At 73.5% G+C, this 15,829-nt stretch carries 15 protein-coding genes; 2 read left to right on the forward strand and 13 right to left on the reverse strand.

Features of this window, described 5'->3' with window-relative positions:
- Positions 1 to 155: 155 nt before the first annotated feature.
- Entirely contained in the window at positions 156 to 404 is a 249-nt protein-coding gene (locus tag IEV65_RS04935; RefSeq protein ID WP_188428441.1) for a ribbon-helix-helix protein, CopG family, read from the reverse strand.
- 264 nt (positions 405 to 668) lie between these two features.
- Between IEV65_RS04935 and IEV65_RS04940 the strand changes: the two genes are divergently transcribed.
- Positions 669 to 1,313 carry a methyltransferase domain-containing protein gene (locus tag IEV65_RS04940; RefSeq protein ID WP_188428442.1) on the forward strand — a complete coding sequence of 215 codons (645 nt, stop codon included), beginning with the start codon at positions 669 to 671 and terminating at the stop codon, positions 1,311 to 1,313.
- Positions 1,314 to 1,375: 62 nt separating this feature from the next.
- Here IEV65_RS04940 and IEV65_RS04945 read toward each other — a convergent pair whose 3' ends face one another.
- The 12 genes from IEV65_RS04945 to IEV65_RS05000 all read right to left on the reverse strand — a co-directional run bounded on the left by IEV65_RS04945 (position 1,376) and on the right by IEV65_RS05000 (position 15,098).
- The gene (locus tag IEV65_RS04945) at positions 1,376 to 2,353 is read right to left on the reverse strand and encodes a double zinc ribbon and FHA domain-containing protein (protein WP_188429479.1); all 978 of its coding nucleotides are present in this window, start codon (positions 2,351 to 2,353) and stop codon (positions 1,376 to 1,378) included.
- Positions 2,353 to 3,639, reverse strand: coding sequence for a vWA domain-containing protein (locus tag IEV65_RS04950; RefSeq protein WP_188428443.1), 1,287 nt, complete (start codon positions 3,637 to 3,639; stop codon positions 2,353 to 2,355). The genes IEV65_RS04945 and IEV65_RS04950 overlap by 1 nt, the downstream gene beginning before the upstream one ends.
- Positions 3,632 to 4,762: a PP2C family protein-serine/threonine phosphatase gene (locus IEV65_RS04955; protein WP_188428444.1), complete on the reverse strand. Its 1,131-nt coding sequence runs from the start codon at positions 4,760 to 4,762 to the stop codon at positions 3,632 to 3,634. Before IEV65_RS04955 ends, IEV65_RS04950 begins: the two co-directional genes overlap by 8 nt.
- Positions 4,759 to 7,014, reverse strand: a complete 2,256-nt coding sequence (locus tag IEV65_RS04960; RefSeq protein WP_188428445.1) for a tetratricopeptide repeat protein — start codon at positions 7,012 to 7,014, stop codon at positions 4,759 to 4,761. Before IEV65_RS04960 ends, IEV65_RS04955 begins: the two co-directional genes overlap by 4 nt.
- Positions 7,011 to 8,141 carry a hypothetical protein gene (locus IEV65_RS04965; RefSeq protein ID WP_188428446.1) on the reverse strand — a complete coding sequence of 377 codons (1,131 nt, stop codon included), beginning with the start codon at positions 8,139 to 8,141 and terminating at the stop codon, positions 7,011 to 7,013. Before IEV65_RS04965 ends, IEV65_RS04960 begins: the two co-directional genes overlap by 4 nt.
- Positions 8,138 to 9,565, reverse strand: a complete 1,428-nt coding sequence (locus IEV65_RS04970) for a hypothetical protein (RefSeq protein WP_188428447.1) — start codon at positions 9,563 to 9,565, stop codon at positions 8,138 to 8,140. Before IEV65_RS04970 ends, IEV65_RS04965 begins: the two co-directional genes overlap by 4 nt.
- A gap of 28 nt (positions 9,566 to 9,593) precedes the next feature.
- Complete coding sequence (locus IEV65_RS04975) at positions 9,594 to 10,754, reverse strand: hypothetical protein (RefSeq protein WP_188428448.1); 1,161 nt, start codon at positions 10,752 to 10,754, stop codon at positions 9,594 to 9,596.
- Positions 10,751 to 12,334: an AAA family ATPase gene (locus IEV65_RS04980; RefSeq protein WP_188428449.1), complete on the reverse strand. Its 1,584-nt coding sequence runs from the start codon at positions 12,332 to 12,334 to the stop codon at positions 10,751 to 10,753. Before IEV65_RS04980 ends, IEV65_RS04975 begins: the two co-directional genes overlap by 4 nt.
- On the reverse strand, positions 12,331 to 12,936 hold the full coding sequence (locus tag IEV65_RS04985) for a hypothetical protein (RefSeq protein WP_188428450.1): 606 nt from the start codon (positions 12,934 to 12,936) through the stop codon (positions 12,331 to 12,333). Before IEV65_RS04985 ends, IEV65_RS04980 begins: the two co-directional genes overlap by 4 nt.
- Complete coding sequence (locus tag IEV65_RS04990) at positions 12,936 to 14,177, reverse strand: toxic anion resistance protein (RefSeq protein WP_188428451.1); 1,242 nt, start codon at positions 14,175 to 14,177, stop codon at positions 12,936 to 12,938. Before IEV65_RS04990 ends, IEV65_RS04985 begins: the two co-directional genes overlap by 1 nt.
- A 70-nt stretch (positions 14,178 to 14,247) precedes the next feature.
- Positions 14,248 to 14,805 (reverse strand): GNAT family N-acetyltransferase, encoded by a 558-nt coding sequence (locus tag IEV65_RS04995; protein WP_229734906.1) that lies wholly within the window; start codon positions 14,803 to 14,805, stop codon positions 14,248 to 14,250.
- Entirely contained in the window at positions 14,802 to 15,098 is a 297-nt protein-coding gene (locus IEV65_RS05000; RefSeq protein WP_188428452.1) for a DUF1905 domain-containing protein, read from the reverse strand. The genes IEV65_RS04995 and IEV65_RS05000 overlap by 4 nt, the downstream gene beginning before the upstream one ends.
- Before the next feature lie 49 nt (positions 15,099 to 15,147).
- Here IEV65_RS05000 and IEV65_RS05005 point away from each other — a divergent pair, with 49 nt between their 5' ends.
- Positions 15,148 to 15,786, forward strand: a complete 639-nt coding sequence (locus IEV65_RS05005; protein WP_229734907.1) for a cation efflux transmembrane domain-containing protein — start codon at positions 15,148 to 15,150, stop codon at positions 15,784 to 15,786.
- The last annotated feature ends 43 nt before the right edge of the window (positions 15,787 to 15,829 follow it).

Consider the following 15,829-nt stretch of genomic DNA (forward strand, 5'->3'; position numbering starts at 1 on the left):
CGTCTCCAGGAGCCGCGCCTGAGTGTCGAAGCCGAGCCGCAGCTCCCTGTGCGGCCATTCCTCGTCCTCGAGCGGCTCGATCCACAACGCCAGGTCCGCGGCCTGCGTCGCGTCCTCGGGCAGCACCCCGTGCTTGCGGGCGCTGCGGTGGACCTTCACGCGGCGTAGCCGGCGAGCGCTCGCCGGATCGCCTCCGAGCGTGACAGGTGCTCCCGGGCTGCGTAGGCGTCCAGCGCCGCGACCTCCTCGGCCGTAAGGCGCACGGCGATCACCTGCATCGGCTCAGCTCCGCGCCCGGGGCGTCCTCGCCCGCGGCGCTTGAGCTCCTCCACGTCATACCCGGCCTCGGCCTGGTCCGCCCACTCCTGGACCTGCTCATCCGTCACTCGGTCCTCACCTGCCATGAACAAATCGTATAACGAAAATCTGCCACGGGGTGTCCTCCTTCGGTGTGATTTGCGAGCGCTTTGGCAGCGCAAGGGGCAGCGCGCGATCGGGCCGGTCGGGCGTCCGCAACTCGGCGGTTGAGTGCTGTCATGACCGTCACTCTGGCCGCCTCTCCGGCCGCATCCTCCACGAGGCCCCGGCCCTGCCCTGGCCCTGCGACGCTACGCCGACCAGACAGCCGCGTCCGCGCGCAGCGATCCGTGCGGGGATAGGCTCGTCAGATGAGCGGCTGCTGCGACCCCCTGGGTTGCGACGCGGTGTTCGGCCGGCGTTATGCCCGCGCGACAGCGAGGACCTACCTCCGCCGCGGGCTCGACCCGGCTGCGCAGAGGATGGTCGACTGGGTGGTCGGCCGTGGCATCGAGGGGGCGAGCGTCCTGGAGATCGGTGGCGGGATCGGTGGCCCCCACGTGGAGCTGCTCCGTCGGGGTGCCGCCCACGCGACCAACGTCGAGCTGGTCCCCGCCTACGAGGAGGAGGCTGCTCGCGTGCTCTCGGAGGCCGGGCTGGTCGCCAGGGTGGACCGACGGATCGGTGACCTGGCGGTCGACCCCGACGTGGCCGGGACGGCCGACGTGGTCGTCATGAACCGGGTGGTGTGCTGCTATCCGGACCCTGTCGCGCTCGTGGGTGCCGCAGCCGACCACGCGACGCGGATCGTCGCGCTCACGCACCCGCCGCGCAACGTGCTCACCCGTGCGCTGCTGGCTGTGCAGCGTGGCGTCGGGCGGCTGTTCGGGATGCGCTACCAAGCCTTTGCGCACCCGCCGGAGCTGATCCTGGACACCCTCCGTCGGCACGGCTTCACGGCGCAGCACCTTCCCAGCCGGGGGCTGTGGCAGATCGTGGTCGCGACGCGGGTCTGACTCTGACGCGGGACCGACCTCGGGGGCCTGAGCAGGGTGCCGCGTCAGCTGGCCCCGGCTGCTCAGCCCTCTCCGCGCTTCTCCGCCTCGGTGGCCTGACGCAGCACGAGACGGGTCCACGCCCCGACGTAGATGCGGTCGTCCCGGTCGATCTCGACGCGCTGGCCGGGGCTGAGAGGCTCGGTCGGCAGCGGCTCGCCCACGGTCCCGACAAAGGTCCCGTTGCTGCTGCCCAGGTCCTCGATCCACCAGCGGCGACCGTCGCTCGTCAGTTGAGCATGACGCCGCGACACCGCCGAGTCGGAGCCGGCATGCACCTCGGGCCGGACGCCGAGGCTGCCTGAGGGGCGCCCGATCAAGGCCGTGCTCCGGGTCAGCAGCACGATGTCCGGCACGCCGGCGCTGGGGCACGCGTCCTCGGTCTGCTGCACGGCATACCAGTCCGGGTCGATCCAGACCTCCACCACCCAGGCGTCCGCCAGCTCGCGTGACGGAGGGGTATGCCGCGCCGTGCGGCCTGGCGGTGCCGCAACCGCAGGGGGCGCTGGGTCGGCGACCGGCTCGGCCTCGGCCGCGGGCGGCTCGCCATCATCAACGGCGGTCTCCGGCTCCACGACATCAACCGCCGGCTCCACGACATCAACCGCCGGCGCCACTACATCAACCGCCGGCGCCACTTCGTCAACAGTGGCCGCCGGCTCCTCGTCGGTGGTCTCGGCCGCGTCCGCCAAGGCTTCCTGGACTACCGGCCCGAGCGTCGGAGGCTCCTCGGCGTCGGGCGGTTCGGACCCCAGCGGAGGCGTCCCTGTCGTGAAGTCGTAGCCGCAGGACTCGCAGAACAGCGCGTCCTCGACGTTCAGCGCACCGCAGTGAGGACACGTCTGGGTCGGGACGGCCGCCTCAGGCTCAGCCTTGTCCGGCGCCGAGACGTCACCGGCGCCCTGCCCGGACGCGGGGCTCGTGCCGGTGGCACCCATGGGGGAGCCGCACGTGTCGCAGTAGTCCGTCGACGCGCTCTCGTGACCCTCGGGGCACAGCATCACTGAGGCCGCACCCGCGTCGTCTTCGTCGAGGCCGTGTCGAGCTCCATCTCGTCGAGCTTGTCGACGTGGCGGCGCAGCCGGACCCGGCCGGTGGCGGCGTCCTCGATGTCCACGACACGCGCCAGGCGGGAGGTGGCGGCCTCGTCACCGGTCTCGCGCGCCAGCTGCACCGCGCGCCCCAGCTTGGACGTCGCGGTCACGTCGTCGCCGATGGCCTTGGCCCGCAGCCCGTCCTGGATCGCCGAGGCCAGCTCGGTCTGCCCGGTGTAGTGCGCGACCTCGGGGCTGATCTGCGCCGTCAGCAGGCTGTCTGCCGACCAACGGGCCTTGACCAGCCCCTGCGCGGCCACCTCCCCGCCCACGACGAGCTGCACCCGCGCCGCCAGCTGCTCCTGCCCGATCGCCTTCGGCGCCAGCCGCACCGCCACGTGGTAGTCGCGCGTCTCGTCGCCCCACGCGCCCGTGTCGTAGCCGCCGGTCAGGGCGTTCACCTCGACCCGTCGCCCGGACAGGTCCTCGAGCGTGGGGGAGACCTGCTTGACGAAGAGCACCTCGGCTCCCTGCGGCGCCCACACCCTCAGCTGCGTGTCGCTGATGCCGCGTCCCATCGACTGCTGCATGAGCTGGGCGAAGTCCTGGGGCAGTCCGTCCCACGTGCGGATGAGGTCGACGGTGCCCATCAGCGCCTCGGCGATCCGCCGCACCTCGGCCACCTGCCACGCCGCGCCGAGGCCGCGGCAGTCCGCCTGGAAACGGCCCCGCACCTGCTCGATCGCCCAGGACAGCTCGTCGGGAGTCTCGTGCTGGTTGGCCCCGTCGGTGAGCAGGATCGCGTGCCGCTTGGACAGCGTCGGGACGGTCCCGAAGAGCTGGCCGGCCGCGAGCAGCCAGCGGCCCATCGCCGTGCCGCCACCGGGCGCGAGCCGCTGCAGCGAGCGCTTCGCCTCCAGCCGGGTCTGCGGCGACATCCGTGCCATCGCCGCCGTCGTCCCGTTGGGGTAGCAGAGCGCGGCCTCGTGGTTGCCGGCCACGATCGCGAACCACACGCCGTCGATGATCTGGTCGAGGGCGGCGGACGCGGCATACGCGGCGGCCTGCACGCCCTGCACGTCCATCGACCCGGACACGTCGACGATGATGATCTCGCCGCTCTCGCCCGAGGCCGAGCTCATCGGCGCCACCGTCCCGGCGCCGGAGCAGGTGACCGACACGATGCCGTGCACGTCGGTGCCGCCGTCCGGCAGGAACTCGTTCTGGTGGACGGTCGCCGTGAAGTCAGCCATGTGCCCCATCCTGCCCCGCCCCGTCGGCGGGTTTCATCTCGGTCTGACCCGTGCCCTCCGGCACGCTGTCCGGGTATGCCGCGCGCCCCGCCTCCGCAGGGCGCTCGCCGCCGCCGGTCCGGAGCAGCGCGACCGTGATGTTGTCGGCGCCGCCGCGGGACACGGCCCACGCGACCAGAGCCTCGCCGAGTGCGAGCGGGTCCGTCCCGACCCGCTCCTGCTCGGCCAGCAGCACGTCGTGCAGCGCGACCGGCTCAGAGGCGTAGTTCCAGAGCCCGTCAGAGCAGAGCAGCAGCCAGCCGGGTGCAGAGACGTCGGCGGTCGCGACCCGGGGCGTGTGGTCGGGGGCGTCGGGACCGAGCCACCGGGTGATGGTGTGGCCGAGGGGGCCCGCCTCCGCCACGGACCGCTCGAGGCCGGCGTCGACCTGCTCCTCGGCCATCGAGTCGTCCCGGGTCAGTCGGTGCGGCTGCCCGAGGTCGGGCATCCAGTAGGCACGGCTGTCCCCGACGTTGCCGACCGTCGCGAGACTGCCCTCGACCACGCCCGCGACGAAGGTGCACGAGGGGGCCGACTCCGGGAACTCCACGCCGACCCGGGCCACCGCCTGGGCCGCGGCGTCCGTCGCCGTGACGAGACGGTCCTGGGGCGGCGCATCGCTGGTGGAGAGGACCTCCAGCGCCGCGTAGGCCGCCGCCAGGCTGGCCTCGGCGGACCGGGTGGCGCTGCTCACCCCGTCGCAGACGACCAGCGCGGCGCGCAGTCCGCCCTCGGCGTCCCGCTCTCCCCAGACCGCCATCGCGTCCTCGTTGTCGGCGTGCCTGACGCCGCGGTCGCACACCGCGGCGAGCTCGGGGAGCGGGTGCGCCGTGAAGTGGTGCCGAGGGTCGGGCCGCGGCTCCCCGCAGCTGGTGCAGTAGCCGTCAGCGTCGAAAGCGCCGCCGCACCGGCACGTGCCGTGGTCGACAGGCTCGGCTGCGGGGGCGTCGGGGAGGTCGGGCAGCTCGCCGTCGAGCACCAGCATGGGCCGGGGCAGCGGCGGGGGACCGTCCGAGAACGGCTCTGGCTCCTCGGCCGAGCCGTCGGTCGTCGGGTCCGGCGTGCTGTCGGGTGCGTCGGTCATGTCCAGCTCCAGGGGCGGACCGCGTTGGCGCGGTCGATGAGGGCCGCCCGTTCGAGCGGGTCGGGGGTGTAGTCGGCGAGGTAGCGGTACTCCTTCTCCAGGGCGCGGCGCAGCCCGTCGTGGGTCACCGGCACCTCGCCCAGCCGCCAGCCCGGCTGCTCGCCGTGCTCGTCGACCTGCCGGAGCGCCTGCTCGTAGATCGTCACGTTGAAGGAGGAGCGTTGCCGCGGGTCGAGGGTCAGGCGCGAGACGCCGTGCACCGACTCGCGCAGGTCGGCCAGAGAGCCGCGCTGCCGCAGCAGCTCGGCGCGCAGCCACCGGGCCCTCGGGTGCGCCCGGCTGCTCGCCGGCACCGAGTCCAGGGCCGCGATCGCGCCGTCCTCGTCGTCGCGCGCCCGCCGGACCCGGTACAGACCGAAGGCGGCGGGAGCGACATACCCGGCATCGGTGCGCCAGACCCGCTCGTAGTCGAGCTCGGCCGCCTTGCTGTAGCCGCCCAGCTCGCTGGCCAGCGCGAGCGCCAGCCGGGGCGCCACCTCGCCGGGCAGCGCGTCACGCACCGCGGAGAAGTGCCCGGCGGCGACCTGACCGGCGGCGCGGACGGAGTCTGGCGCCTCGCCGGCCTGGGAGAGGGCCCACAGCCCGCGCAGCCAGGAGGCCCGCCAGTCCCACGGGTCGTGCTCGATCATGCCGCGCACGGCCTCGTCGAACCACGCCTGCTGACCGGTGCGGATGCCCGCGTGGGCCCGCGCGACGAGCACCTCGGGGGTGACCTCCGCAGCCTGCAGCAGCGCGGCATGCAGGGCGATCGGGTCGGCGGCGGGCAAGGAGGCGACCCAGTCCATCTGCGGGTCGCTCTCGTCGTGCGAGAGCGCCGGCAGCTCCCACCAGCTCAGCGTCTCGGCGGTCGCGACCGGGGGCTCGAAGGTCGTCGAGTGCGCGGACAGCGTCGCGGCCTGGGTGGCGCCGGCGGCGACGACCTGCCGCAGGACGCCGATCATCTGCAGGCGCAGCTCCTCGACCGTCAGGAAGCGGTCGTTGGGGTCGGGCGCGCAGCACCGCGCGACCAGGCGGTAGAAGGCGTCGTGCTCCTGGAAGGGCGGGACCTCGCTGACCGGGGGCAGGGAGGCGGCGTACTCGCTCTGGTAGCCACGGAACTCGAAGGTCAGCACGCACAGGGTCCGCCCGATCGTCCAGATGTCGGAGGCCACCGAGGGTCCGACCTCCGCCACCTCCGGCGCCTGGTAACCGACGGTGCCGTAGATGGGGGACTCGAGGTCGTCCTGGCGGCGCACGCCGCCCAGGTCGATCAGCTTGACGGCGTCGCCCTCCTGGATGAGGTTGTCCGGCTTGAAGTCGCAGTAGAGCAGGCCGAGGTCGTGCAGGTGCGAGAAGGCCGGAAGCGAGTCGAGCACGAACGCCAGCGCCTGGTCGACGGGGAAGGCGTCGTAGCGCCCCCGCCGCGCCATCCGCTCCTTGAGCATCTGCTTCAGGCTCGTGCCGCCGACGTACTCCATGACGGTGTAGGCGTCGCCGTCGTGGGTGACGACGTTGTAGATCTCCACGATGAGCGGGTGCTTGACCTGGGCGAGGAACTGCTGCTCGGCGACCGCGGCCGCCAGGGCGTCGGCGTCACCGGTGTTGAGCAGGCCCTTGAGGACCACCCAGCGGTCCGAGACGTTCTTGTCCCGCGCCAGGTAGATCCAGCCCAGGCCGCCGTGCGCGAGCGCGCCGACGACCTCGTACTGGCCGGCGACGAGGTCCCCGGGGGCCAGCTTGGGGGTGAAGGAGTAGGGGGCGCGGCACTGCGGGCAGAACCCCTGCTGACGGCCGCCGGCCTCGCCAGCGGCCTGCCCCACCTTGGCGCCGCAGTTGGGGCAGACGCGGCGCTCCTCGGGGACCACGGGGTCGGTCATGAGCGCGCGGGTCGGGTCGCCGGTGGGCACCGGCGCGACCTGGGTGAGCCCCATGCCGAGGCGGGACCGCCGCTGGGCCGCCTGCGCGCGCTGGCGCCGGACGACCGCCGCACGCACCGCGCGCGTCGACCTGCCCGGGGCGGGCGTGGCGACGTTGGGGGCCGCCGAGGCCGGGTTGCCGGTCTCCTCGCCCGGGTCCGCACCGGTCGGCGCCATGGCCTGGGCCGGGGTCGGGGTCACGGTCTCCGGCACCTGCGACGGCTCGGGCGAGCCGCAGACGTTGCACCAGCCGTCCTCGTAGAAGCCGGGGCAGCCCGGCTCGACGCACGGGTTCACCGGCTCGCTCCCATCGTCCGCGCGAAGGTCTCCTGCGCCTGCACCAACGCCTCCAGCCGGACCAGGTCGGTCGGCCTGGCGTCGAGCAGCGCCTGCACCTGCTCCACCAGCGGCGCCATCGACGCCGCGGCGTCGCCGGACAGCCCCTCACGCACCCGCTGGGCACGCTCGGCGAGGTCGTCGCGACGGGCGAGGGCGGCGGCATACGTCGTCTGGGCGACGGTGAGGGCCCGGTCGACGCGCTCGAGGCGGGCCAGGAACTCGGTGAGCTCGGTGGGGTCGCCCGGCACCTCCCCGAGGGCCCCGACCTCCGGTATGCCGAGGGTCGGCGCCGGGGTCACGCCCGCCCGGGCGCGCTCGGCGAGGGCGCGGACGGCCTGACCGCGGGCGGCCAGCTCGGCGACCTCGCGGGTCGCCTGCGCGTGGTCGGCCCGGGCGTGGGCGCGGGCCGACGCGGCGACGATGAGGTCGCGCTCGGCGGTGGCCGCCTGGGCCTCGAGCGGGCCGAGCAGCCCGCCGACATCGGCGCCCCGGCGGGCTCGTTCGGTCACGTCGTCGAGGCGCTCGTCGAGCTGACGGTGCATCTCCGACGCGGAGCCGCGGCGCTTCTCGGGGATGAGCGCCACCTGGTCCGCGATCCGCTCGACGGTCTGGCGCAGGTCGCGCAGCCGTCCGGCCAGGTCGGGGTCGGAACCCTCCAGGCGGAGGCGTGAGCGGAGCGAGGAGGCCAAGGAGTCCGAGAGGCGGCAGGCCTCGGGGAGGGAGACGGCAAGGGCCTGGCCGCCACCGCGGGAGCCGGGCTGCTCGAGGCTGCCCCACACCAGCGTGGTGATCCGGCGTCGCTCGCTCTCGCCGACCCGGCCGCTGTCCCAGGTGGCGAGCAGCAGCTCAAGCCGGTCCGAGACGGCCTGCCACAGCGTCATCGACAGGGTCACGTCGGGGGTGACCGCGGCCCGCTCCTCGGGCGTCCCGAGCTCCATCGCCGCCTGGTCCAGCGCGTGCAGCTCGCTGCGGCGCTGGTCCCTCCAGCGCAGCAGGGCGTCGAGATAGCGCAGGAGCTCGGGGGCCGGGACGTCGCTCCCGAGCGACCCGGGGGCGGTCGGGGCGACGGCATACTGCGAGGTCACGTGTCGCGCCCCCGCCCCCGCGAGAGAGCGATCCCCACCGCGGCGAGCATCGCTCCCAGGGCGCCGAGGCCGAAGGCGGGCGCCCACGCGGAACGCGCCCGGGCGAGCTCGTCAGCCAGCTCGACCCCTGCCGACCGCGCGACAGGCAGCTGGGCCTCGACGACGGTCCGCCCCACGGCCACGAGCCCCAGCGCCCCCTCGGCCATGACCTGCTCGTCCGCCTCCATGAGCTCGCCCATCCTGGCGCGCTCCGCGACGTAGTCGCCGGCGACGGCCGGGACATCGCCGTAGAACGGCCGGTGGGCCCAGTACTCCTCCCGGAAGGAGTAGATCGAGGTGCTGATCCCGTAGACGACCTCCAGGTCCCTGCCGATCTGGTCGTAGACCTCGTCGGCCACGTCGGCGGCCTCGTCCTGGGCGGCTGTGGCACGGCGCAGGTCGGCGTCGGCCACCCCGACAACGGACAGGGAGGTGACCGCCAGGCCCAGGGCCACGACGACCATCGCCAGCGAGACCCACGAGCCGGCGACGAGGGCGAGGACGCACAGACCGAGCAGGCCGAGCACCCCGACGGCGAGGAGCACGTAGGACCAGGCGTCCGGGCCGCGAGCCTCGTCGGCGAGGTCCCCGACCTCCCAGGAACCGACGGCGTAGCCCGCACTGCGCCGCGTCTCGGCCCACGTTGACAGGGCACGCACGTCCGAGGTGTCGGCGTCCACCATTGCCTCGGTGCTGGACTCCATCTCCTCGACGTAGTGCTCGTTGCCGGGGCTCAGCAGCTCCGCCTCTCGGGCCAGGCGGACGCTCTCGTAGGTGCCGTCGGGACCTGTCGGGACGTCCTGGCCTGCCATGCGGAGGGCGATGATCTCGTCCGACGCCAGACCCGACCGCAACCACGTCGCCCGCGACTCGGTGGCGGCGACGACCTCCGAGCGCAGCTCCTCGCCGTCGCCGGAGGGGACGGCGGTGAGCAGCCCGACGAGCAGTGCGGCGGCCCCGCCCAGGCCGAGCACCTGGGCCCAGCCGGAGCCGCGCAGCCCGCGCTCGCGCAGCGGGGGGGTGGGGGGCCTGCTGACCAGCCGCTCCTTGGGGGTGCCCCCGCTGGCCGACAGCTTGCGGCGCAGCGTGGACTCGCGCCGGAAGAGCGTGCGCTGGGCCCGGTCCAGCTCGCGCTGGCGGGCGGCGAGCTCGCGCTCCTTCTCCGCCTCCAGCTGCTCGATCTCGCGCTGGGCCGCACGTCGCTTCCGCTCGATCTCCTGCTCCGCCCTGCGGCGGGCCTCCGCGATCTCGCGCTGTGCCTCCTCGTGCTGCCGGCGAAGCTGCTCGGGTGTGGTGTCCTCCACGTCCAGACGGTCCTCGCCCAGGACGAGCATGGGCCGCTCGTCCGTGCGGCCGGGGGTGGTGTCGTCGTCGGTGCTGCTCACCGGCATCCTTCCCTGTCGACGGCGCAGGTCATCGGTAGTCCCTCAGGCGGCGGGTCAGGCCCGTCCAGGCGGCGGCGGCCGCGACGATGCCGAGGACCAGCGCGAGCCCGGAGGTGATGCTCGCCGAGCGTCCCAGGGCGACGTCGACCGTGGTCACGTGCTCGCTCAGCGACTGCTCGACCCGGGCGAACTGCTCCTGCGTCTGCTCGATGGCTGCGAGCTGGGCCTCCGCGCCGTCGGCGGACGAGAGCTCCGCCTGCCCCGCGGCGACCTGCGCCCACTGGGCCTCCACCGCCGGCATGTCCAGGTCCTCCACGGTCTCGGCCGTGGCGTCGACGGCCTCGTCGGCAGCGCCCAGACCCATGACCTGGGCGTACTGCGCGGACCGGGTCTGCCGGACCTCCTGCAGCGCGTCGGCCGCGGCGACCGTCGACTCGATGCGCTGGTCGTACTGCACCGGCAGCGCCGCAGGGTTCAGGGAGACGTAGGTCAGCCCCCCGGTGATGGCCGTCGCGACCAGCAGGGGGACGTTGAGGATGCGTCGGGTGACCAGGGCCAGCCAGACGAGCAGGCCCAGCAGCAGGAGGGTCGACACCCCGCCCACGACCGAGGTGAGGACCGACCGGGAGCCGGTCATCAGGGCGTCGGCGCGGTCGGCGGCCACCGTGTCGGTGACCGTGAGCGCCCTGTTGGTGAGGTCCTGGAGCTCGACGTACTGCTGGGTGGCCGCGTCCGGGTCCGCGGCGGCTGAGCGGATCGCCCGGTCTCCCGTGATCGCCAGGTCCGTGAGGCCCGCCGACGTCGTCACACCGGTGTGCGAGTGGTCGTCGGCGGCGGCGAGGACAAGGTCGGGGAACGTCGTGGGAGCCTCGTCGGCCTCGAGCCCGGCCACGGCCTCGGCGACGGTGCGCGCGACCTCGAGGTCGGCGGCGGCGACCTGCGTGCCGGCACGCTCGGCGGCCTCCCACTGCGCCGCGACGACGTTGGGGGTGGCGTTGACGCCGTCGGTGTCGAACGTGCCGGTCGCGACCACGCCGGTGAGCAGCGCCGCGGCCGTGGCCAGGCCACGGGCCAGGCGCAGGCGCGACGGGGTGCTCGACCGTTGCGCGGTGGCCGGCGACGGCTGTGCTGCGGGCAACGGTGCCGACGCCGGGGCGGGCGCCGGATGCTGGGCCGACGGCGTGCTCACGTCGCGTCCTCGGACGGGTCGATGCCGTCGCGGTCCTCGAAGTCCTGGCGCTCCAGGGTGCGCAGCTGCTCGACGGTGGCGTCCTCGACGTCGCGCAGGCGCCAGGCGTGCCGGCCGATCGCGGCCTCCAGCAGGTTGCGGGCGAACCGCCCGTTGCCGAACGACGGGCCGCGCGGCGTGGCGGCCAGGATCTCCCGGAAGCGTTCGGTCGCCTCGGGCGCGAGGTCGTAGTCCATCTTCTCGGCGAGCACCCGCTGGATGGCGACCAGCTCGTCGTCGGTGTAGTCGTCGAACTCGATGATCGTCCGGAACCTGCTCTCCAGCCCCGGGTTGATCGCGATGAACTCCGCCATCGGCTCGGGATAGCCGGCCACGATGACCACGAGGTCGTCTCTGTGGTCCTCCATCTCCTTGACGAGCGTGTCGACGGCCTCCTTGCCGTACTGGTCGCCACCGAGGCTGTAGGCCTCGTCGATGAACAGCACGCCGCCGAGCGCGGAGGCGACGACCTCGGAGGTCTTGACGGCGGTCTGCCCGAGGTAGCCGGCGACCAGTTCGGAGCGGTCGACCTCGACGAGCTGGCCGGTCGACAGCAGACCCAGAGCGCGGTAGATGCCGCCGACCAGGCGTGCGACCGTCGTCTTGCCCGTGCCGGGGTTGCCCACGAAGACGAGGTGGCGGGTCAGCGTGGCCACCTTGAGGCCGGCCTCCTGCCGGCGGGCGTCCATCTTGAGCACGGCCACCTGCCGGTGGATCTCGGCCTTGACCCGCGCGAGCCCGATCAGCGCGTCGAGCTCGGCCAGCAGCTCCTCGAGGGTGCGCTCCGGCTGCGGCGGTGCCTCAGGCCCGGCAGGAGACGTGTGTCCGGGGGCTTCCTCCTGCGCCCCCACACCCCCACCGAGCGCGTCATGTGCTTGCCCCTGACCCCCACCGAACGCGTCATGTGGTTGCCCCTGACCCGCACCGAACGCGTCATGTGGTTGCTGTCCACCGATCCCGGTCTGGCTCCCGAGCTGGCCCAGCATCTCCCGGACGCGCTCTGACTGGTCCATCGCCCGGTGCAGCAGCTCGGCGGACCAGTCGCGCAGACCTCCCGCCGGTGCCGTGGACGGGGAAGCGTCCACGCCTGAGGAGACAGGGGCGGGCTCGAGCGTCGGTGCCACGGCCGGTGCAGGCGGCGCGAAGCCGGCGGCAGCGAGCTGCGCGGCGCTCACCGACGCCGCCCGACCGATGCTCGTCGGCCCCGCGCCCGGAGCGGTCACGGCCGCCTGCGCGACATCGGCGAGGGCACGGGCATATGCGCCGGCGGAGGGGTGCCGCCCGGCGACGAGCGTCTGCAGCGACGACGTCGCGATGTGGGCGTAGCGCCGTCCGCGGGGGACCGCGCCGAAGAAGTCGCTGGCGGGGTGCCCGAAGATCGCTGCCCAGGTGCGCGCGACGTCGCTGGCGCCCGTGGACTGCTCGAGGACCGCAGCGGCGAGCACCTCGCCCTCGGCGCGAGCCGTCGACTCGTCCAGGCCGGCCTCACGGCCGATCCGGGCGAGCACGTCGACGGCGTCACGCAGCGGCTGGCTGGTCATCGGACTCCTTCTGGCGGCGTGAGCGGGGACACGGTGCTGGTCGGGTCGTCAGGCTCCTCGGGCATCGACGGCACCGGAGCCGCGGCGGGATCCACGCGCAGCGAGCCGCCCGCGCCGGCCGAGCCGAACTTCTCGGCGATGAAGCGGCCCTGCGCCACCAGCTCGCGCGCGTCCTCGCGGTAGACCGCGTCGAAGACCCGGTCCATCGTCAGCCCGAGCAGGTCGAGCTGGTCGACGAGCACCATGAGGGACGTCTTGCCTCCGTCCACGGGGCGGGTGTCGGCATACCGCCGGGGCAGCCGCTGGTAGGCGCCGATCGCCTCGGGGAGGTAGTCGGTCGCGGTGGCGATCACCGTGTAGCCCAGGTCGCTGCCGTTGAGCCGGGCCAGCCGCGGCACTGTGTCGCGCACGGTGTCCACCACCCGCGCGGCGCGCGCGACGACGGGCGAGGGGAGCGGCGCCGAGGCGAGCAGCTGCGCGGTCTGGTCCAGCGCGGCATACACGTCCTCCGCGGTGGGCGGAGGCGGGAGGACCAGACGGTCCTGCTCGGGCGTGGCGGGCGCCCGCCCCAGCATCCGGTCGAGCAGGTCTGCGAAGCCCATCAGCGGCTCGTGGCCGGTGAGTCACCCAGGTCGAGGGAGCCGCCGACGAGGCGAGCGTCGGTGCGCTTGGCGCGCTCGAGGTACTCCTGCGACTTGTGCACCTCGCCCTCGAGCACGCCGATCGTCTGCGCCATCGAGTCCAGCGCCTGGCTGCGGAAGGCGTCGATCGCGTCCATCGTCTCGTAGATGTTGGCGAAGGCGGCCTGCAGCTGCTCCAGGCCGAGGGTGGAGGAGGCGGCCTGCTGCTGGATGGCCACGGAGTTGTCGCGCAGCATCTCCGAGGTGCGCTGGATCATGTCCGAGGTCGTGCTGTTGAGCGCGGTGATCTGGTCGAGGACGAGACGCTGGTTGTTCAGCGCCTGCGCCACCAGGACGGCCGTGCGCAGGGCGCTGACCGTGGTGGTCGACGCGCGGTCGACGCCCTTGATGAGCTCGATGTTGTTCTTCATGATGATGTCGATCGCCAGGTAGTTCTGGATCGACACCGCCAGCTGGGTGAGCAGGTCCTGGTGCTTCTGCCGCACGTAGAACAGGACGTCCTCGCGCATCGCCTTGGCGTCCTCGGGGTTGCTCTCCTCCAGCATCGCGACGTGCGCAGAGACCTTGGCGTCCAGCTGCTCGGCGATGTAGACGTACTGGTTGAGGCGACCCATGGTGTCCCACAGGTGCTGCTTCTCCATGTTGAGCGCGGCGTTGTCCTTGCTCAGCTCGTCCTGGCCGCTGCGCAGCGCGTGGAGGATGCCGTCGAGGTGCTTCTCGGCCGACTCGTACTTGCGGAAGTAGTCGCGCAGCCGGTCGCCGAAGGGGATCATCCCCAGCACCTTCTTGGTGCCCTTCGCCTGGGCCGGGTCGAGGTCCTCGACGGTGCGGCGCAGCTCCATGAGCGTCCGGCCGACCTTCGACTCCTTGGAGATGCCACCCTCGTTGAGCGCGCGCACCGGGGACTTGAGCAGCCGGTTGGAGGTCTCGGCCGCGCTGCGGATCTCGGCGTCACCCATCGTGCGGACGTCGGCCGCGCGCCGCGCGAACTCCGGGCTCTTGGTCTCGGTCTGGGTCAGGCCGTGCAGGAACTCCTCGACCTTGGCGTCCAGCGCCGGCACCGCCTCGGGTGCCACCTGCGGCGCCATCTTCGGCGCCGCGGTGTCGGCGACCGGTGCGGTCGGCGCGGGGGCCGTCAGGACGAGGGGCTCCGGTGCGGCCAGCGGCTGGGGCGCGGCGAGCGGCTGGGGCTGGTCGGTCATCAGATCTCTCCTCGAGTCGGGACGGCGCGACGTCCCCCGGTGGACCCCGCCGGGGGGTCGGACGCGCCCATCATGCCGTCGGTTCCCACCCTGCCACACGGGGGTTATCCCGCGGATCCGACGGGGGGTGGAGGAGCTCGTCGTCGGTCAGGAGGAGCCGGTAGGCCTGGAGGTCCACGCCGGGCGACGGGGTCCAGTCCCGCTCCGGTATGCGGTGGAAGCCCGCCTTGTCGTAGAGCCGGTGGGCGGCGGTCATCCAGGTGGCGCTGGAGAGGACGAGCGCGGCATACCGGTCCTGGCGCGCCCGCCGGACGACGGCGTCCACGAGCGCCGTCCCGATCCCGCGCTCGTGCGCATCAGGGTCGACGCCGAGCATGCGGAACTCCGCCTCGTCGTCGGCCGAGATCTCCCGCTGCCCGGAGCCGCGCCCCGCCCAGGTGACCGTGCCCACGACGTGGCCGCCGAGCTCGGCGACCCAGACCTCGGCGTCCTCCGTGCGGCCCGCGGTGTCCCGCAGGCTCGACCAGTAGGGCGCGTCGGGGGGCATGCCGCTGGGAGCGTAGGCCGCCATCAGGATGCGGGCGACCTCCGCGTGCTCCTCGGGACGGGCGGGGCGGACGAGGATCACTCCAGGACCTCCAGCGAGATGGTGACCGGCTCGCCCTCCTCGAGGTCCTCCGCCAGCCGGACCGACCTCTTGACGGGGAGCAGGTATGACGCGCTCGCCCGGTCGGGGAACACCGACGTGCGCCAGATGGTGCTCCCCACCCTCACCTGGACGCGGACCGACCCGAAGCCGCGCTGCGGCCGGGGTCGCTCACCCACCAGCGCGGCAGCGTCCGGTGGGAGCGTCACGAAGTGCCACGCGTCGACGGTCTGCGAGCGCCACAGCGGTGCGGTGAACCGGCTCCCCTCGGTCATGCCTGCACCCTAGGCCCACCCTCCGACACGGTGCGCGACACTGGTCGCCGTGACCGAGCCGCAGTCCTCGACCGACCTCATCGAGCCCCGCCGCCTGCGGCGCACCGTCCTGACGGTCGCCGGGCTGAACCTGGGCTACTTCTGGGTCGAGGCCGTCGTCGCGCTGGCCATCGGGTCCGTCTCGCTGCTCGCCGACAGCGTCGACTTCCTCGAGGACACCTCGATCAACCTGCTGATCTTCATGGCCCTCGGCTGGTCGGTGGCGCGGCGGGCGCTCGCGGGCAAGGCGCTGGCGCTCATCATCCTCGTGCCGGCGCTCGCCGCGGCGTGGGCCGCCTTCCGCAAGGCGGGAGACCCTGTGCCGCCCGACGTGCTCGCCCTGATTCTCACCGCGGGCGGCGCCGCGGTGGTCAACGGCGTGGCGGCCTGGCTCATCTCCGGGGTGCGGCACCACGGCGGCTCCCTCTCCCGCGCGGCGTTCCTGTCCGCCCGCAACGACGTGCTCGTCAACCTGGCCATCATCGCGATGGGCCTGGTGACCCTGTGGACGCGCAGCGGCTGGCCCGACATCGTGCTGGGCGCGCTCATCGTCGTGCTCAACGTCGGCGCGGCCAAGGAGGTCTGGGAGGTCGCGACGGAGGAGCGGCTCGCGGCCAAGGCGCTCGCGGGCGAGGAGATCGACGACTAGAGCCGGCGTCGCCACGCCGGGCGAGCTGCTTGCGCGCCCCACT

It is taken from the genome of Ornithinimicrobium tianjinense (assembly GCF_014636495.1).
Taxonomy (GTDB): Bacteria; Actinomycetota; Actinomycetes; order Actinomycetales; family Dermatophilaceae; genus Ornithinicoccus; species Ornithinicoccus tianjinensis.